Origin of the sequence: Kitasatospora dryopteridis, assembly GCF_050749075.1 — a bacterium.
In the GTDB taxonomy this organism is placed as follows: Bacteria; Actinomycetota; Actinomycetes; order Streptomycetales; family Streptomycetaceae; genus Kitasatospora.
In genome coordinates this window covers 1703587-1721481 of the sequence record NZ_CP192749.1, presented here as the reverse complement: position 1 = coordinate 1721481, position 17895 = coordinate 1703587, and the positions used below count along the sequence as shown (strand labels likewise).

Below are 17895 nucleotides of genomic sequence, written 5' to 3'. Positions count from 1 at the left end.
CGACGTGGCCGCCCGGGCGCGGCGGTCGGTCCGCCGACCGCCGCCGCCCGGCCGAACCCCCCACTGAGGCCCACGGGCCGACGTACCGTCAAACACGCTCTGTTCGCCGCGATTCCCCAAGGGATGACTGACCAATGACCCAGAACCTGGCCGACGCCTCCCGGCCCGCCCCCGTTCCCGCCGCCGAGCCGATCGCAGCGAGTGCGGGCGCGTCCAGAGGCTGGTGGCGGGACGCGGTCATCTACCAGGTGTACCCGCGCAGCTTCGCCGACTCCAACGGCGACGGCATGGGCGACCTTCCGGGCATCCGCAGCCGCCTGCCCTACCTGCGCGACCTCGGCGTCGACGCGGTCTGGCTCTCCCCGTTCTACGCCTCCCCGCAGGCCGACGCCGGCTACGACGTCTCCGACTACCGCGCGGTGGACCCGATGTTCGGCACCCTGCTGGACGCCGACGGCCTGATCCGCGACGCCCACGAGCTCGGCCTGCGGATCATCGTCGACCTCGTCCCCAACCACTCCTCCGACCAGCACGAGTGGTTCCAGCGCGCGCTGCGCGAGGGCCCCGGCTCCCCGCTGCGCGACCGCTACCACTTCCGCCCCGGCAAGGGCGAGAACGGCGAGCTGCCGCCGAACAACTGGGAGTCGATCTTCGGCGGCCCGGCCTGGACCCGCTCCGTCAACCCGGACGGCACCCCCGGCGAGTGGTACCTGCACCTGTTCGCCCCGGAGCAGCCCGACTTCAACTGGGAGAACCGGGCCGTCGCCGACGAGTTCCGCTCGATCCTGCGCTTCTGGCTGGACATGGGCGTCGACGGCTTCCGGATCGACGTCGCGCACGGCATGGTCAAGCAGGCCGGCCTGCCCGACATCGGCGCCGGCGACCAGCTGAAGCTGCTCGGCAACGACGTGATGCCCTTCTTCGACCAGGACGGCGTCCACGAGATCTACCGCGACTGGCGCAAGATCCTCGACGAGTACCCGGGCGAGCGGATCGGCGTCGCCGAGGCCTGGACCCCGACCGTCCAGCGCACCGCCAACTACGTCCGCCCCGACGAGCTGCACCAGGCCTTCAACTTCCAGTACCTGGGCACCTCCTGGGACGCCGCCGAGCTGCGCGGGGTCATCGACGTCTCGCTCGACTCGATGCGCCCGGTCGACGCCCCCACCACCTGGGTGCTCTCCAACCACGACGTCACCCGGCACGCCACCCGCTTCGCCAACGAGCCGGGCCAGGGCACCCAGATCCGCACCGCCGGCGACCGCGAGCTCGGCCTGCGCCGCGCCCGCGCCGCCAGCCTGCTGATGCTGGCGCTGCCCGGCTCCGCCTACGTCTACCAGGGCGAGGAGCTCGGCCTGCCGGACGTCACCGACCTGCCGGACGAGGTCCGCCAGGACCCGTCCTTCTTCCGGGCCTCCGGCCAGGACGGCTTCCGCGACGGCTGCCGGGTGCCGATCCCGTGGTCCGGCACCGAGGCCCCGTACGGCTTCGGCCCCAACGCCGGCGGCCCGAGCTGGCTGCCGCAGCCCGCCGAGTGGGCCGGGCTGAGCGTCGAGGTCCAGACCGGCGACCCGACCTCCACCCTGGAGCTCTACCGCTCCGCGCTGGCCGTCCGCCGCGCGCACCCCGCGCTCGGCGCCGGCACCGAGGTGACCTGGCTGGAGGCGCCCGAGGGCGTGCTGGCCTTCCGCCGGGACAGCGCGCAGGGCTCCTTCGTCTGCACCTCCAACACCACCGGTGCGCCGGTCCGGATCCCGGCTCCCGGACGTATCCTGCTGTCCTCCGCGGACACCGAGGCCGCGGACGGCGAGATTCTGCTGGCAGCGGACAGCACCGTATGGTGGGCGGTCTGAGATGGTTGCAATAGGCTCTGGGATCGTGACTACGGCGCGACTCTCGGACATCGCGGCGCAGGCGGGGGTCAGTGAAGCCACCGTCAGCCGCGTACTCAACGGCAAGGCGGGCGTCTCCGCGACCACCCGCCAGACCGTACTGGCCGCCCTCGACGTACTCGGGTACGAGAGGCCCACCCGGCTGCGGCAGCGCAGCGCGGGTCTGATCGGTCTGATCATCCCGGAGCTCAACAACCCGATCTTCCCGGCGCTCGCGCAGGTGATCGAGCAGGTGCTCAGCCGGCACGGCTACACGCCGGTCCTGTGCACCCAGACCCCCGGTGGCTCCACCGAGGACGAACTCGTGGAGCTGCTGGTGGAGCGGGGGGTGGCCGGCATCGTCTTCGTTTCCGGTCTGCACGCCGACACCACGGCCGACCACGAGCGGTACAACAAGCTGATCGGCCGCCAGGTGCCGTTCGTGATGATCAACGGCTACAGCGAGCGGATCGCCGCGCCGTTCATCTCGCCGGACGACCGGGCGGCGATGTGGATGGCCGTCCAGCACCTGGTCGAGCTCGGCCACACGAAGATCGGCCTCGCGATCGGGCAGCGGCGCTTCGTGCCGGTGCTCCGGAAGGTCGAGGGCTTCCGGGCGGCCGTGCAGGAACTCCTCGGGCTGACCGAGGAGGAGGCCGACGGCTGGGTCCACCACACGCTGTTCAGCGTGGAGGGCGGGCACGCCGCGGCCGGTGTGCTGCTCGACAAGGGCTGCACCGCGATCGTCTGCGGCAGCGACATGATGGCGCTCGGCGCGATCCGCGCGGCCCGGCAGCGCGGACTGTCCGTGCCGCAGGACGTCTCGGTGGTCGGGTTCGACGACTCGCCGCTGATAGCGTTCACCGAGCCGCCGCTGACCACCATCCGCCAGCCGGTGGAGGCCATGGCCACCGCCGCCGTCGACGCCCTCCTCGAGGAGGTCGGCGGAAACCCCGCGCAGCGCGCGGAGTTCATGTTCCAGCCGGAGCTCGTGATGCGCGGCTCCACCGGCGCCAGCGTGCGCTGACCCCCCGTCGAGCCCCACCGGGCAGCGGCACACCCGTACGGCCCCGGAGAGCCCTCTCTCCGGGGCCGCAGCCGTCTCTGGGGGGCCTTGTGGCAGCCACTGGGGCGCGGGCAGCCACCAGGGGCGCTGGGAGGTGCCCTCAGTGCCCCTGGTGGCTGCCTCCGGGGCCGTCAGGCGATCCCTCAGCCCTCTTCGACGGTGCGGTGCGGGCGGGCGGTGCGTTCGGCGTCGGCGGCGTCGCCGGTGCGGGCCTCGGTGCGCCGGCTGCGGGCCAGGTAGTCGCGGACGACGAGCTCGACCGCGTCCTGCGGGTTGCCCGCTCCGGCGGCCAGCATGACCTCGATCGCCAGATCGGCGTCCAGTGTGACGGTGACCTTCGCTGCCATGGCGGCTCCTCAACTCCGGGGGAGCGTCAGCCTATCCGGGCGGGAAAGCGGGAAGAGGCGGGCAGGCCGAAGCCCCGGAGCGGCGGAAGGCTGCTCCGGGGCATCGGTCGGGAGAGGGGCGCCCGGGCCGTGGGACCCGGTTACGGCTTCGGGCGCCTGGCCCCGGCGTACGGGACGCCGGGGCGGGGTGGATCAGACCCGGCCGGCGAAGTCCGGCGCCCAGTTGGCGATGGTCTGGACGCGCACACCGGCGCGCGGGTTGGCCGCCTCGACGTACTTGCCGTCGCCGATGTACATGGCGACGTGGTGCACGCCCGAGTTGGCGCCGTTGTTGGACCAGAACAGCAGGTCGCCCGGCTGCAGGTTGTCCAGCGAGACGCGGGTCGAGTAGTCGGCCTGGTCGGCGGCGACGCGCGGGACGGAGATGCCCGCGGCGCGCAGCGCGGCCTGGGTGAGGCCGGAGCAGTCCCAGCCGCCGTTGCCGGTGCCGCCGTAGATGTAGGCCTGGCCCACCTTGGAGAGCGCGAAGTTGACCGCGGCGGCCTTGGAGCCGGTGGCGGCCTTCGCGGCCGTGGTGGTGGTGCTCGCCTTGACCGCGGTGGCCGGGGCAGCCTGCGCCTTGGCCGGGGCGGCCTGGGCGGCCTGGGCGGTGGCGGCGGTGCCGAGCGACAGCTTCTGGCCCGGGTAGATGGAGTGCGGACCCTGCTTCAGGACCGACTTGTTGAGCTCGTAGAGCTTCTGCCAGCCGCCCTGGACGTGGTTGCGCTCGGCGATGGTCGACAGCCAGTCGCCGGCCCGGACGGTGTAGGTGCCGCCGTGGTTCCAGCGGTTCTGCTGCCAGGACTTCTTGCCCTGCCAGGCCTTGCCGTCCTGGGAGGTGCCGGCGGAGGCGGTGGAGCCGCTGCTCGCGGTGGTGGAGCCGGTGCTCGGCGCGGCCGGCTTGGCGGCCGTGCTGCTGCCGGTCGAGGCGGTGGTGGTGGAGGACGAGCCGCCGGGGTTGATCTCCGGGGCCGGGCCGCCCTTGGTCAGACCGGCCTTGACCGAGCAGACGGGCCAGGCGCCGGGGCCCTGGACGGCCAGGACCTTCTCGGCGATGGCGATCTGCTGGTCCTTGGTGGCGAGGTCGGCGCGGGCGGCGTAGGCGCCGCCACCGAAGGAGGACCAGGTGCTGTTGGTGAACTGGAGGCCACCGTAGAAGCCGTTGCCGGTGTTGATGTGCCAGTTGCCGGTGCTCTCGCACTGGGCGACCTTGTCCCAGGTGGCGACCGTGGCGGCGGAGGCGGTGCCGGCGGCGAGGGACGGGATCGACAGACCGATGCCGACGACGCCGGTGGTGGCGAGAATGCGGCGGCCGCGCTTGGAGTTGATGGACAGCATGAAGGAGCGTTCCTCTCCCACGCCTGCGAGGTGAGCTGTCGGATTCGGGCTGGAGTTGCCCGGCCGCCCGCGCGGAGGCAGCGGTCTTTCCGCTGTTTCCGCGCGCGCGGCTTCACCCCAAGCCGAGGAACGGCGCATGGCCGTTCCCGGGCGACTTACCTGGTTCCCCCGCCCCTGCCGAAGTGCGTTTCGCATTGCCAGTCGGACCGCCGGCAGGACTCGGCGTTCGGGCCAACTGGGTCCGTGTGACCACGAACGTGGGAGGACATTAGACAGAGTTAAGTTCAAACCGCAAACATGTGTGATGCCGATCACAGTCGATCTTGAATGAATTCATGATCGATTCTTCGGTGTGATTGTGATCGACTTCGGCCGCTTTTGCGCAAAACTCTTGGGCTGAAACGGGCTTGTTTATGCTTCAGGCGTCGGGCCCGGGCAGGGCCCCGGGGGGAGGGGTGGGCCGATCATGGAGCACGGTGACGGGATGCCCGAGGGGGCGCCGCGGCGGGTGGGCTCGCACCGCCGCCCCGGGCGCCGCCGACTGCTCGGCTGGATCGCCGCACCGGTCGCCGCCGCGGCGGTCGGCGGCGGGGAGTTGGCCCGCCGGGCGCTCGCCGCCCCGTCCGCCCCGCCGCCGGCCTCCGCGGCACCCTCCGCGGGCCCTGCAGGGGCTTCTGCCGGGCACACGCATGCCGCCCCGGCCCCGGCCGAGCCCTCGCCCTCCCCGGTCGATCTGACGGGCCGCCGCTGGTCGGACGCGGCCGGCTGGGGCGGCGCCGTACCCGGCCCGAAGAGCGCCGTGCGGATCTCCGACCGGGTGCTGCTGGACGCGGATGCCGCGGTCGGCTCGCTGCTCGTGGAGCCGGGGGGCTCGCTGGTCTTCGCCCCCGGGCGCAGCGTCGCGCTGGCCTCGGCGGGCAGTGTCGAGGTGCGCGGCACCCTGGTGCTGGCTCCCGCGGACGGCTCCGTGCATGCCCTGAGATTTCCCTCTGCGGACGAACGGTCCTTCCGGGGCGGCGGCATGACGATGGTGGAGGGGGACACCGGCCTCTGGGTCACCGGCTCCGGCTACCTGCGACTGGACGGCGCCGCCAAGACCGCGTGGGTGCGCGCCGCGGCCGCGCTGAAGGCCGGCGCCACCGAGCTGCAGCTGGCCGAGCCGCCGACCGGCTGGCAGCCCGGCGACGAGCTCGCCGTCACCCCGACCGGACCCCCCGACGAGGGCGACTTCTCCACCCGGTACGATCTGTGCACGATCAGACGGATCGACGGCCGCACCGTCACGCTGACCGCACCCCTGGCGCACGCCCACCCGCGCGTCGCGGTCGGCGGCGGCGTCACCGCGGGCGCCGAGGTGCTCAACCTGACCCGCAGCGTGCGGATCGAGGGCACCCCCCGCGGTCGTACCCACGTCCACCTGACCAGCTCCCGGCGGGCCGACGTCCGGCACGCCGCCCTCCGCTGGGTCGGCCCCCGCAAGGCGGGCAAGGAGACCTGGAACGGCACCCCGGTCACCGAGCCGGTCCTCGGCCGGTACGGGCTGCACTTCCACATGCTCGGCGACGCCTCCCGCGGCACCGCCGTCGAGGGCGTCGTCGTCCGCGACGCCGGCAGCCACGCCTTCGTCCCGCACGCCAGCCACGGCATCACCTTCCGCAGCTGCATCAGCCACGACACCTGGGAGGACGCCTACTGGTGGGACGGGCCGACGGACACCCGCACCCCGCAGGAGCCGTCCGACGACATCGCCTACGAGTCCTGCGTGGCCTCCCGCACCGTGTACGAGCCCGCCCCGCGCGGCTACCGGCTCACCGGCTTCTCGCTCGGGGCGGGCACCGGCGGCACCGCCCGCGACTGCGTGGCGGTCGGCGTCCAGGGCGCCGCCGGCGCCTCCGGCTACGAGTGGCCGGAGACCAGCGAGGGCGTCTGGACCTTCGAACGCTGCCTCGCCCACAACAACCTGCAGAACGGGATCTTCGTCTGGCTGAACGCCCGCCACCACCACACCGTCGACCGCTTCGTGGCCTACCACAACGGCGGCTGGGGCATCGAGCACGGCGCCTACCTCAACGACTTCGACTACACCTCCGGCGTGCTGTACGGCAACGCCGCCGGGGGAGTGGCCGTGCACGCCCTCGGCCGCGACAAGGGCACCGTCTTCGACGGCATGCTCATCGACGCCGCGGGACAGTCCGACTACGCCGTCGCCACCGCCAAGCACCAGCTCGCCGGAACGACGGTGACGATCGGCCGGAGCCGCCTGACGGGCTACCGGAAGGCCGGAGTGGCCTTCCGCGCCGCCCCCGACGGTGAGCCGGACGACATCGCGGTGCTCGACTGCTCCTTCGGCGGCAACGAGGTCTGGCTGGACCCGCAGTCCCCGCCGCCCACCCGGATCGTGCTGCGCAGGGCCGGTGAGCGTCAGGCCGTGCGGCTGGAGCCGGGCGCCGGCAAGCCGCAGTGGAACGCGGCGGCGGCACCCGTCGCCGTGGACGGCCCGCCCCGTGCCGTCAGCACCCCCTCGATCCGGCTCGCGGACGCTGCGGCGCCCACCCGGCGGCTGCCCGTCTGAGGAGCGGGCCCGACGCGGACTCCCGTTTCATGCGGATCCGGTGAGGGCTGTGCAGGCCCGGTGTGCGCGTAGGGGCATGGCGAAGGGCCCCGACCGCTCCGGTCGGGGCCCTTCGCTCGTGCTCACTGCTCGGCCGCGGGCTCCTCGGCCTCGGCGGCCTGCTCCTCGACCGGTGCCGGCGCGGGCAGCGCGGCCAGGTACGTGGAGGCGATCAGCTGGCCGACGGCCGGGTAGGCGCCCAGCGGCGCGGCGCTCGGGCAGCCGGTCTCCTCGGCGGCGGTCGCCAGCAGCTCCGAGTCGGCCTCCGGGCCGATCACCAGCGGAGCCAGCGCGGGACGCTGCGAACCCGTGGCCTTCAGGTGGTCCACCGCGGCGGCCACCGAGCCGGGCACGTCCAGCGCCGCGGCCACCACCGGCACCGCGAGGCGGGCGGCCAGCAGCACGCCGGTGATCCCGGCCGCGGCAGCGGCCTCCTCACCGCCGGACACGGTCAGCACCACGCCGTCGGCGGAGGTCGCGATGGCGAACAGCCGGGCGCGGTCGGCACGGGCCAGACCGGCCTCGGAGAGGCGGACGTGGACGGCCTCGGCGAGCAGCGGGTGCGGGCCCAGCGGATCGGTCACCGGGGAACCGGCGCCCGCCGCGACCTCGTGCAGCTCCGTCAGGAAGCCGTGCGGGCCGGGCAGCAGCGGGACGACGATCGGCGGCGGCGCGCCGTTGCCGGCGGCCATGGCCAGCAGGCCGGCGACGGTCGGGGCGTCCTCCGCCTCGTCCGCGAGGTAGCCGGCGGCGATCTCGATGCCCGGCTGCTCGCCGCGCACGATGGAGAGCAGCTCGTCGACGATCGGGCGGGCCTCCGGGCCGGCCGTGGCCGGCACGGCCAGCAGCAGGGCCGGGGAGCCGGCCGGGACCTCGGGGCGCTCGGGACGGCGGTGGCGCCCCCGCGCACGGGAGCCTGGCGTACGGACGGGCAGTGGCGCGCCCGGGATGGCTGCGGTGCTCATGGCGGAGATCGTAGGACATTCCGGGGTCCGGACTGCAGTCGACTCCCGTGAGGGGTTGGTGGTGACGGCGCAAGCCCGGACATAAGCGCGCAAAGCTCTACGCCGTGCGCCGGATGCGTGCGTGACGCGGCTCACAGTGGCTGATGTGACTGCGCGTAAGCTCCGATACGAAGGTTGAAGATCGACGGGCCGCAGGGCCGCCCGCACCCACCGTGATCGTCCCGGTGGACCTCTGGGTCGGCTTGCCCCGGTTTGCCCGGCTTGATGCACCCGGATTCGACGCTACTGATGAGTCAAATGCACGCGCTTTGTCCCGTGCTGATGCACGTGCAGGCCAGCTATCATCACGTCAAGTGAGGCGAACGCCAGGCTTTGGGAGAAGACCATGGGTGACACGTACAACGGCATGGCGGCGACGGACCTCGACGGGGTGGTCTGGCAGAAGAGCCGGCACAGCAACTCGCAGGGCAACTGCGTCGAGTTCGCGGCCCTCCCGGGCGGCGAGGTCGCCATGCGCAACTCCCGTTTCCCGGACGGGCCCGCGCTCATCTACACCCGTGCCGAGATAGCCGCACTGCTCCTCGGGGCGAAAGACGGGGAGTTCGACCACCTGGCGACCTGACGGGGCGCCGGCCCGCGGCGGCGCGCGGGCCCGGTGCGTCGGGCGGGCGTCGGGCGCTGTGCCGGCGAGGTCCTGCCGGGCGGTGCCGCGCCGGTGGGCGATGCGCCGGCAGTCGTTCGCACCGGCAGTTGTTGCACCAGTGGTCGTTGCACCGATATATGAGGGCCGTCGTGGAGGGTCGCCACGGCGGCCCGGTTGTGTCTGCGGCCGTCTTCCGGCTTCCCGGGGCCGCAGCTCCCGGGGATCAGGCCGAGCGGTGCCGACCGGTGCCGGTGGCCGGGGCTGATTCGAACAGGGCCCACACGACCTTGCCCGCGCCGGCCAGCGGGTGCCAGCCCCAGGAACTGCTGAAGGAATCGACCAGGTGCAGGCCGCGACCGGACTCCGCCACGAAGTCCGCCTCCCGCGCGACCGGGCCCTGGCTGCTGGGGTCGCTCACCGCGCACACCACCTGCGGGGCGCGGTGCACCAGGCTTATGCGTATAGGGGTGCGGCTGTCCGCCGCCTGCAGCCGGCCCGGTTGCGCGGGCACCTGGATGCCCTGGCCGGTGCAGCCGTCCGGCGGTGCACCCACCGCGTGGCGCAGCGCATTGGTCACCAACTCCGAGGCCACCAGGGCGACATCGTCGAAGAGCGACTCGAGTCCCCAGTTCCGCAGGGTGGTCCTGGCGAAGTCGCGGGCCGATCTGACGGCTTCGTAGCGAGGGGCGAGGGTACAGCTGACCACGTACGGGTCGGCAGCGATGGCCGTACCGGTGCTCATGAAGAGCTCCTCCCATAAGGGGGCGGACACGGCGGGACCCACCCGGGTCATGCCGGTCACCTCCGACTCGCTCGGCCGCTCGGCCGTTCGGCCGTAAGCCCGGACCCGCACACGAACTCCCGGCCGCACAGGGGAGCGGCCGGGAGGGCATGGGGGGTCGCGCGTTCGGTCGACGCGAAGCCCGCGGAGTTGTCAGGTGCGTGCAAGTGCACGTGCACCATGGTCCTCTGCGCTCACTGCAGATGCAAGAGTCGATTCACGTGCAATCGCATGATTGGCATATGCAAGGAGCGGATGCACGTGCAAGATGGAGGATGTGATGCAGAAATAGGAGATCCTTGCGCCACTACGGGCACCGAGCGCGCCCAACTGATGGCAGACTGTGCGCTGTTTGGCCCGAGGTGGAGGTTTCCGACCGCATGACCACAGTTCAGCCCGGCGGGGGCTCGATGGTGCGCCGCATCCTCCTCGGCTCCCAGCTGCGGCGCCTGCGCGAAGGACGCGGCATCACCCGCGAGGACGCCGGCTACACCATCCGCGCCTCCGAGTCGAAGATCAGCCGCATGGAGCTCGGCCGCGTCTCCTTCAAGGAGCGCGACGTCGCCGACCTCCTCAGCCTCTACGGCGTCGACGACACCACCGAGCGCGAGGCGCTGCTCGGACTCGTCCGCGAGGCCAACAAGTCCGGCTGGTGGCACAGCTTCAACGACGTCCTGCCCGGCTGGTTCCAGACGTACGTCGGCCTGGAGGAGGCCGCCGCCCTCATCCGCACCTACGAGGTGCAGTTCATCCCCGGCCTGCTGCAGGCCGAGGAGTACGCGCGCGCCGTCTTCTCCCAGAGCCGCCCCGCCATCGCTCCCGAGGAGCTCGAGCGCCGGGTCAGCCTGCGCATGCGCCGGCAGAACCTCCTGACCGAGGACCGGGCCCCGCGCCTGTGGGCCGTCATCGACGAGGCCGCGCTGCGCCGCCCGGTCGGCGGCCCGGCCGTCATGCGGGCCCAGGTGCAGCACCTGATCGACATGGCCGAGCGCCCGAACGTCACCATCCAGGTGATGCCGTTCCGCTTCGGCGCCCACGCCGGCGAGAGCGGGGCCTTCTCCATCCTGCGCTTCCCCGAGCAGGACCTCGCCGACGTGGTCTACCTGGAGCAGCTCACCAGCGCCCTCTACCTCGACAAGCGGGACGACGTCGACGCCTACATCCAGGTCATGGAACGCCTCTGCGTCGACAGCCTGACGCCCGATCAGACCGTCGACCTGCTCACCTCCATCCTCAAGGAGCGCTGAACGGATTCGCGGCACAGGACGGAGGACGGCCGGGCGCCCCTGACGGGGTGCCCGACTTTTTTGACGACTCGTCTCAGCGGGCGACCGGAGCCGGTGAGGGCCGCAGGCCGAGGGGGCGGTCGGCGAACGCCTGCTCCGGGTCGACCTCGTAGCAGAGGTTGATGCTCGAGTCGCCGAGGGTGGTGTCGACGAAGCGCTGGACGTCCCCGACGGACCCGGTCTCCCAGAGGCAGGTCACGGCGGAGCCGTCGACGTGCGGGTAGAACTGCAGCACCCGGGTGCCGTCCGGTGCGCCGGTGCCGTTCATGAGGGCCTGGCCGCGGGGGAACGCGGTCTCCGGGTTCAGGATCGTGTGCTGGACCACGACGTACATGGGAGTCCTCCTCGCTCGTGGTCGTTCCGTACCGACGGTTCGACGCTAGGCCCGCGGAGGCGGCCGCCGCGTCCCGCACATTCACCAAACCGGTGCGGGCGGGATGGTCAATCCTGGCCATGCCGCTCAGACGAGGCCGTGCTCCAGCGCGAACGTGCTCGCCGCGGTGCGCGAGGAGACGCCCAGCTTGCCGAAGATGTTCTGCAGGTGCCGGGCGACGGTGTGCTCGCTGATCACCAGGGCGGTGGCGATCTGCCGGTTGCTCGCGCCGCTCACCACCTCGCGGAGCACCTCGACCTCGCGCGGCGAGAGACCGTAGCCGCTCGCGCCCGTGTCGGTGTCCGGACCGCCCTGGATGAGGGAGTCGGTGCGGGCGACGTCCGGTCCGGCCCCGAGTTCGGCGAACACCGCACGGGCCGCCTGGAGTTCGAGGGCGGCGGTGTCGTCGTCACCCAGTGCGCGGCAGGCGCGCGCCACCAGGACACGGGCCCGCGCCGCCTCGTACGGCACCTCGAGCTCCTGCCATCCGTGCCACGCCCGCCGCCCCGCGGCGAGACCGGCGGCGGCGTCGCCACCGGCCAGTGCCGTGGAGGCCGAGCCGTACGCCGCCGCCGCGCGGAGCACTTCGCTGTCCTGGTGCTCGGCGGCGGCCTCCAGCTGGCGGGCGGCCTCGGCCGCGGCGTCGAGGTCGCCGCCGGCCAGCACGATCTCGACGTACGCCGGCAGGAGGGCCGCCCGCTCCAGCTCCCGGGTGTGCTCGGACACGGCCCGGCGGATCGTCGCCGCCGCGGCCTCGCCGTTGCCCTGCGCCAGCCGCAGCAGCGCGAACCCGGGCTGCGGCTCGAACCCGCAGCGGTTGGCCTCCCGGTAGGCCTGCTCGGCCTCGGCCGGACGGCCCTGCAGCCGGTGGATCTCGCCCTGCCGGTAGAAGGCCTGCCCGCAGGCGATCCGGTTCAGCACCCCCCGGGTGTAGCGGCCGGTGGCCCGGCAGGCCTCGTCGAGTGCGGCGGGCCAGGCGCCGCCGTACTGCATGACCTCGGCGCGGTGCATCAGGCACAGTCCGTTGTGGGCGACCATCTGCGGCCGGCGCTCGCACCACTGGGTCAGGGCGTCCGTCCACTCGCGCACATGGCGCAGGTCGTACAGGTCGTGGCAGAAGCTGATGGTGTTGCAGTAGACGATGCCGCTGACGACGGGCGACAGCGCACCGGACTCGACGACCACGAGCGCCTCGTCCACCAGCCGGAGGCCCTCGTGGAGGCGGCCCAGGTTCATCAGCGCCCGGCCCTGCTCGTCGCGCGCCAGCCACACCAGGTCGGCGTCGCCGAACCGCTCGCCGATCGCGGCGCCCTCGGCCGCCGTCGCGTGGCCGGCCTGCCAGTCGCCGCAGCCCATCTGGCCCAGCCACACGGGGATCAGCAGATAGCCGCGTTCGACGCAGTCCCGCCCGTCGGCATCGAGGAGGCGCTCGCCGAGGGAGAACCACCCGCTCGCCCGCGCACCGTGGCCCCGGAACAGCATGCTGTGGCCGATCCACACCGCGCAGCGGACGGCCCGCGGCACGTCGCCGGCGTCCAGCCACCCCGCGTGGGCGCGTTCCAGTGCTGCCACGTAGTCCTCGTCGAGCCCGAGCATGTAGGCGGACCTGGCCAGCAGCTCCAGGTCGCCGGCGCCCACCGGTGCGGCCGCGTCGGCGGCGCTCAGGCTCTCGAAGGCCTCGCGCCAGGCATCGGCGGTGTAGCTCGCACGGCCCCGGACGAGATCGGTGCGGGTGTCCACGAGCCGATTATCGACCTGCCGGACCGGACCGGCAGAAGTGCGCGGCAGGCCCGGGCGGGTGCCGGCCGACAGGGCCCGGGGCGGGGCGTCACACCCGGGTCGAGGCCCCCGCGCGGGCGGACGTCTGGGCGCGCTCGGGCGCCTCGGGCTGCGGCGGTACGCCCAGGCACCACGGGAGCCCGTAGCGGGCGAAGAGATCCGCGCGGATCGGGGCCAGGGGCGTCGACGCCCCCGGCAGCAGGACGCCGATGCAGCCGCCCATCAGTGCGCTGCGCAGCACCGCGTGCTCGGCGACCGGGTCGGGTGCGCCCCAGTCCTTCAGCAGGCCGCGCAGGATCGCGCCGAGCTGCTGCTGCTCCGGGTCCTGGACGAAGGCGCCGACGTCCGGGTCGAGGATCAGGGCCAGGTGCGAGCGCATCACTCGCGGGTGGTCCAGGGCGAGGCCGAGGACGGCGTCGATGGCCCGCGCCAGCCGGGCGTCGGGGGAGGCCCCGACGGGCAGCTCCGCCAGGGCGGCGGCCAGCTCCAGATGCATCAGCCGATGGGTGGCTGCCTGCATCAACAGCCGTTTGCCGTCGAAGTAGTACGAGACCAGACCACGTGCCAGCCCTGCCTGTTCGGCTATGTCGCCGAGGGTCGTCCCGGCGTATCCCCGCTGGTCCACGAGCTCGACGGTGGCGCGCATGATGCGGCGGCGGGAGCGCCGGCGCATCTCCTCATTGACCGATTCCCCGCGAGGTGCCATCGTGTCTGCTCCGTACGTTGACTGGCTCCCGGCCAATATACTGGCCGGGCCCGTCGCGGCGTGGCCGGACGAGTCGGGCCGAGGCCGTCGGCGGCGGCGTACGGCGAGCGCCGGCTCCACCAACACGGGGGTTTGGTGGAGCCGGCGCTGCCGTGTTCCCCGGCAGTCCGCAGCCCGTCCGGCAGGACGGAGCGGGCGGCGCGGCCGGCGCCGATCAGCGGTCGGCGAGGACCTTCCGTGAGGTGCCGACCGGCTCCCCGGCCGCAGCAGTCGGGTCGCCGACGGGAGCGACAGCAGCGGCCTCCTCGGTCGACCTGACCGGGCGGCGCTCCAGGACCCATCCGACCGTCGTCACCAGCAGCGCCGCAAGTGAGACCCCGGCCACCAGCAGCAGGGCCGGGCGGTACCCGTCGAGCTGGGCCTGCGGGCTCTGGCCGCCGGCGCTGCCCGCGGTGATCACCGCGGTGGCGGCGGCGAGGACGATCGCACTGCCGACCTGGAAGGCCGTGTTGACCAGGCCCGAGGCGAGCCCCTGCTCGTCGTCGGCGACCCCGTTGGTGGCGGCGATGTTGACCGACGGGAAGGCGAGCGCGAAGCCCACGCCGAGCAGCACCATGCTCGGCAGCACCAGGCCCAGGAAGCCGGAGTGCTCGTCCAGCCGGAGGAAGAGCGCGTAGCCGGCGGTCAGTGACAGCACACCGAGCGGCAGCAGCCGGGCGGTGCCGAACCGGTCGACCACGGCCCCCATCTTCGTCGCCGACAGGGCGACCAGGGCGCCCGCCGGGAGGAAGGCGAGGGCCATCTCCAGCGCCGACCAGCCCAGCAGTCGCTGCAGGTAGAGCGTGGCGATGAACTGGAAGCCGGCGTACGACCCGAAGACCGCCAGCGCCGCGATGTTGGCCCGGGCGACCCCGCCGTTGCGGAAGATGCCGAGGCGGACCAGCGGGTGGGCCGCCCGGGACTCGATCACCAGGAAGAGGGCCATCAGCACCGCCACGGCGGCCAGCGAGCCGATCGTGCGGGCGCTCGCCCAGCCGGCGTTCTGCGCCTCCGTCACGGTGAAGACGAGCAGGAGCAGGGAGCCGGTGCCGGTGATCGCGCCTGCCACGTCGTACCCGGAGGTGCCGCGCGGCGGGGCGGGCTGCCGCGGCAGCAGCCGGAAGGCGGCGGCCAGGGCGATCAGTGCGACGGGGACGGGCATCAGGAACGTCCAGCGCCAGCCGGCCGAGGTGAGCAGACCGCTGAGCACCAGGCCGAGCGAGAAGCCGCTGGCGCCGCAGGTCGTGTAGATGGAGAGCGCGCGGTTGCGGGCAGGGCCCTCGGCGAAGGTCGTGGTGATGATCGACAGGCCGGCCGGGGCGGTGAACGCGGCGCTCACACCCTTGAGGAACCGGGCGGCTATCAGCAGGCCGCCGTCGTCCACCAGGCCGCCGAGCAGCGAGGCGGCGGCGAAGACGGCGAGGGCGATCAGGAAGACGCGGCGCCTGCCGAGCAGGTCCGCGGCGCGGCCGCCGAGCAGCAGCAGGCCGCCGTAGCCGAGCACGTAGCCGCTGACCACCCACTGGAGGGCGGAGGTGGACAGGTGCAGGTCGGTGCCGATGGACGGCAGGGCCACGCCCACCATCGAGACGTCGAGGGCGTCGAGGAAGAGGGCGGCGCAGAGGACGACGAGGGTGCCCCACAGCCGTGGGCTCCAGGCCTGAGTCGTCGACGGGTCGTCAGATGTGGTCGTCATGGCAATGAGAGTACATGCGCATGCATCCAGTGCAAGTGAATTTAATGCGCCTGCATTAGATGTGCGGACATGTGCTAACCTTGCAGCGTGGCTGAACCGGACCTTGCCCCAGAGTCCGCCCTCGTGTTCGAGTGGCGGGACGTGCTCGCGCGGCACGCCGCCGTCTCCTGCGCGCTGGATCGCGCCCTGGGCGAGCAGTACGGCCTCGGCATGAGCGAGTTCGAGGTGCTGGAGCGCCTCTGGGAGGACGAGCTGCGCGAGGGCCCCGGCAAGCTCCGGGTCCAGGAGATAGCGCAGACGGTGCACCTCAGCCAGAGCGCCCTCTCCCGGCTGATCGGCCGGCTGGAGAAGGACGGCCTGGTCGGCCGGGTGATGTGCGAGCTCGACCGCCGCGGCATCTTCGTCGCCCTCACCGACGACGGGCGCGCCCGCTACCAGGAGGCCAAGCCGCTCCACCGCGAGGTGCTCGCCCGCACCCTCGGCTGAGGCCCTCGCCGGAGGCCGTGAACAGCGCGCCCTACAGCACGGCGGCCAGCGCCGGGGCCAGCGCCACCAGCACCACCCCCGCGGGAGCCACCAGGGCCGCGAGCGTCAGCCGCAGCCGGTGGAGCACCGTCAGCCGCGGCCGCCCGGCCAGCAGCCGGTCCACCCGCCGCGGCGCCTGCGCCAGATGGTGGGGCGGGCACGAGCCGAACACGCCGCGCCCGGCGTTGATCTCCACCAGGGCCAGCGCCGTGGTGAGCCGCCCGTGCCGCCTCGCCGCCCGGTCGTCGGCCGCCAGCTCCACCAACTCGCCGACCTGGTCCCGGAACGCGCTGAACACGCCCACCCCCGGGAACCCGGTCGCCAGGGCCTCCGCACACTGCGCCAGCCAGTGGTGCCGGGCCCGCACATGGCTGCGCTCGTGGCTCAGCACGGCGGCCAGCTCACGGTCGGTCAGCTGCTGCAGGGCGCCGGTGGTGACCACCAGACGGGCCTCCGGGCCGGGCAGCGACCAGGCCTCGGGACGGACGTTCTCCAGCACCACCAGCCGCTCGCCGGTGCGCCGCTCCGCGCCGGAGCGGTTGCCCGCCGTCAGCTCGGCGGGCAACTCCGGTGCGCGATCGTCCAGATGGGCCTGCTGGGCGCCGCGCAGCGCACGGGCGGCGCGCACCTCGCGGGTCAGCGCCACCGCGGTCTGCAGCGCGCCCAGCGCGAGCAGAGCGGCCGTCAGGCGCCCCCAGCCCTCCGCACCCGCCAGGCCGTACGCCTCCTCCATCCCCGACGGTGCGCCGGCGAACACCGCCTCCCGCAGCGCGGGGAGCGCGGCCGCACAGGCGAGCAGCAGACTGAGCAGGCAGCAGAGCAGCACGGCGACGACCAGGGACTGCCAGGCGAGCAGGGCCAGCACGGGTTCTCGCTCGGGCCAGCGGGCCCGGGCCAGTCGGCCCGGCGCCACGGTGGCGAGCAGCAGTCCGAGCAGCAGCAGGCTCAGCAGGGCCGTCATGGCAGGGGCTCCCCCGAGGAGCGATCAGGAGCGCGACAGTGCGCTGCTCCCAACCTATGCGCCCGGCGCCCGCCGTGGAACGGGTTCGGTGCACAGGTGACCAACGACACCCCGTCAGGCTCTTCGGGCCGCCGCCAGGACGTAGGGCGGCGGTCCGTTCCCGCACGGACGGAGCCGCAGGGGCCGCCCGGGGCGGTGAACGCGGGCCCTCACATCGTCAGCAGCATGGCGAACATCCCGATGCCCATCGCCACCCGGCAGGCCCGGACCGTCCTGTCCTCCCCGTGCCCCGGCCCGACGGCCCCGCCGGCCCCGGCCGCCACCCCCGCCACCGCGCCCGGGGCGGACAGCAGCCGGCTCCCGGCCCACAGCGTGTACCCGCCGAAGTAGAGCAGGAGCACACCGGTCAGCAACGGCAGCCCCATCGGGGCGGCGGCTGCGCTCGGGACTCCCGCCGTGTGGTGGAGGTGTGCGGGAGCCCCGGCCATGGCGAGTGCCGTGTAGGCCATGGCGAGTGCCCCGATGCCGTGGTGCAGCCGGTGCACCCGCCCGCCCCGCACCGCGAGGGCGCCCAGCACCAGCCCGCCGGCGAGCACGGTGAACAGCCAGCCCCAGACGGCCCCGGGGAGGACGGCCATGCCCGCCATCCCCACCGCCATCGCGGCCTCCGCGGCGTCGCCCTCCCGGTGCGCGGCCGTGCAGCCCGGACGCCGCAGCCGCAGGACGCACAGTGCGGCGGAGCCCGCGGACAGCCCCGCCAGCAACCACGTGACGACGGCCGGACCGTGCACGGCGCCCCTCCCGACCGGTGCGTACGGACAGTACGTCCACGATCACCGATGGCGGCCGGGGGCAGCAGGGCGCGCAGG

General features: G+C 73.4%; 16 protein-coding genes and 1 riboswitch. Of the genes, 6 read left to right on the top strand and 10 right to left on the bottom strand.

Annotation, left to right across the window (positions count from 1 at the left end; all coding sequences use genetic code 11):
- Positions 1–134: 134 nt before the first annotated feature.
- Both ACQ614_RS07840 and ACQ614_RS07835 read left to right on the top strand, forming a co-directional pair.
- The gene (locus tag ACQ614_RS07840; protein WP_431677666.1) at positions 135–1853 is read left to right on the top strand and encodes a glycoside hydrolase family 13 protein; all 1719 of its coding nucleotides are present in this window, start codon (positions 135–137) and stop codon (positions 1851–1853) included.
- 1 nt (position 1854) lies between these two features.
- On the top strand, positions 1855–2898 hold the full coding sequence (locus ACQ614_RS07835; protein ID WP_363493870.1) for a LacI family DNA-binding transcriptional regulator: 1044 nt from the start codon (positions 1855–1857) through the stop codon (positions 2896–2898).
- A gap of 182 nt (positions 2899–3080) precedes the next feature.
- On the opposite strand, the gene ACQ614_RS07830 is transcribed toward ACQ614_RS07835, so the two are convergent.
- Together ACQ614_RS07830 and ACQ614_RS07825 are read right to left on the bottom strand one after the other, a co-directional pair.
- Entirely contained in the window at positions 3081–3284 is a 204-nt protein-coding gene (locus tag ACQ614_RS07830) for a hypothetical protein (RefSeq protein ID WP_363493868.1), read from the bottom strand.
- Between the two features lie 192 nt (positions 3285–3476).
- Positions 3477–4661, bottom strand: coding sequence for a transglycosylase family protein (locus tag ACQ614_RS07825; protein WP_431683854.1), 1185 nt, complete (start codon positions 4659–4661; stop codon positions 3477–3479).
- 5 nt (positions 4662–4666) lie between these two features.
- Positions 4667–4865: riboswitch (cyclic di-AMP (ydaO/yuaA leader) on the bottom strand.
- A gap of 262 nt (positions 4866–5127) precedes the next feature.
- Between ACQ614_RS07825 and ACQ614_RS07820 the strand changes: the two genes are divergently transcribed.
- On the top strand, positions 5128–7233 hold the full coding sequence (locus ACQ614_RS07820) for a hypothetical protein (RefSeq protein ID WP_431677665.1): 2106 nt from the start codon (positions 5128–5130) through the stop codon (positions 7231–7233).
- A gap of 122 nt (positions 7234–7355) precedes the next feature.
- Here ACQ614_RS07820 and ACQ614_RS07815 read toward each other — a convergent pair whose 3' ends face one another.
- Positions 7356–8237 carry a hypothetical protein gene (locus tag ACQ614_RS07815; protein WP_431677664.1) on the bottom strand — a complete coding sequence of 294 codons (882 nt, stop codon included), beginning with the start codon at positions 8235–8237 and terminating at the stop codon, positions 7356–7358.
- A 385-nt stretch (positions 8238–8622) separates the two neighbouring features.
- On the opposite strand from ACQ614_RS07815, the gene ACQ614_RS07810 reads away from it, so the two are divergent.
- The gene (locus tag ACQ614_RS07810) at positions 8623–8859 is read left to right on the top strand and encodes a DUF397 domain-containing protein (protein WP_431677663.1); all 237 of its coding nucleotides are present in this window, start codon (positions 8623–8625) and stop codon (positions 8857–8859) included.
- A 244-nt stretch (positions 8860–9103) separates the two neighbouring features.
- Here the strand turns inward: ACQ614_RS07810 and ACQ614_RS07805 are convergent, their stop codons facing one another.
- On the bottom strand, positions 9104–9622 hold the full coding sequence (locus ACQ614_RS07805; RefSeq protein WP_431677662.1) for an ATP-binding protein: 519 nt from the start codon (positions 9620–9622) through the stop codon (positions 9104–9106).
- Positions 9623–10041: 419 nt separating this feature from the next.
- Here ACQ614_RS07805 and ACQ614_RS07800 point away from each other — a divergent pair, with 419 nt between their 5' ends.
- Positions 10042–10908: a helix-turn-helix domain-containing protein gene (locus tag ACQ614_RS07800; protein WP_431677661.1), complete on the top strand. Its 867-nt coding sequence runs from the start codon at positions 10042–10044 to the stop codon at positions 10906–10908.
- 73 nt (positions 10909–10981) lie between these two features.
- Here ACQ614_RS07800 and ACQ614_RS07795 read toward each other — a convergent pair whose 3' ends face one another.
- The 4 genes from ACQ614_RS07795 to ACQ614_RS07780 all read right to left on the bottom strand — a co-directional run bounded on the left by ACQ614_RS07795 (position 10982) and on the right by ACQ614_RS07780 (position 15540).
- A complete protein-coding gene (locus ACQ614_RS07795; protein WP_363493856.1) occupies positions 10982–11281 on the bottom strand; it encodes a hypothetical protein in 300 nt (99 codons plus the stop codon).
- 126 nt (positions 11282–11407) lie between these two features.
- Positions 11408–13060, bottom strand: a complete 1653-nt coding sequence (locus ACQ614_RS07790; RefSeq protein WP_431677660.1) for a LuxR C-terminal-related transcriptional regulator — start codon at positions 13058–13060, stop codon at positions 11408–11410.
- Positions 13061–13148: 88 nt separating this feature from the next.
- Positions 13149–13772, bottom strand: coding sequence for a TetR/AcrR family transcriptional regulator (locus ACQ614_RS07785; RefSeq protein WP_431677659.1), 624 nt, complete (start codon positions 13770–13772; stop codon positions 13149–13151).
- A 247-nt stretch (positions 13773–14019) separates the two neighbouring features.
- A complete protein-coding gene (locus tag ACQ614_RS07780) occupies positions 14020–15540 on the bottom strand; it encodes an MFS transporter (RefSeq protein ID WP_431677658.1) in 1521 nt (506 codons plus the stop codon).
- A gap of 87 nt (positions 15541–15627) precedes the next feature.
- On the opposite strand from ACQ614_RS07780, the gene ACQ614_RS07775 reads away from it, so the two are divergent.
- Positions 15628–16026, top strand: coding sequence for a MarR family winged helix-turn-helix transcriptional regulator (locus tag ACQ614_RS07775; RefSeq protein ID WP_431677657.1), 399 nt, complete (start codon positions 15628–15630; stop codon positions 16024–16026).
- A 31-nt stretch (positions 16027–16057) separates the two neighbouring features.
- Here ACQ614_RS07775 and ACQ614_RS07770 read toward each other — a convergent pair whose 3' ends face one another.
- Together ACQ614_RS07770 and ACQ614_RS07765 are read right to left on the bottom strand one after the other, a co-directional pair.
- Positions 16058–17026, bottom strand: a complete 969-nt coding sequence (locus tag ACQ614_RS07770; RefSeq protein WP_431677656.1) for a M56 family metallopeptidase — start codon at positions 17024–17026, stop codon at positions 16058–16060.
- A 209-nt stretch (positions 17027–17235) separates the two neighbouring features.
- On the bottom strand, positions 17236–17817 hold the full coding sequence (locus ACQ614_RS07765; protein ID WP_431677655.1) for a DUF5134 domain-containing protein: 582 nt from the start codon (positions 17815–17817) through the stop codon (positions 17236–17238).
- Positions 17818–17895 lie beyond the last annotated feature (78 nt).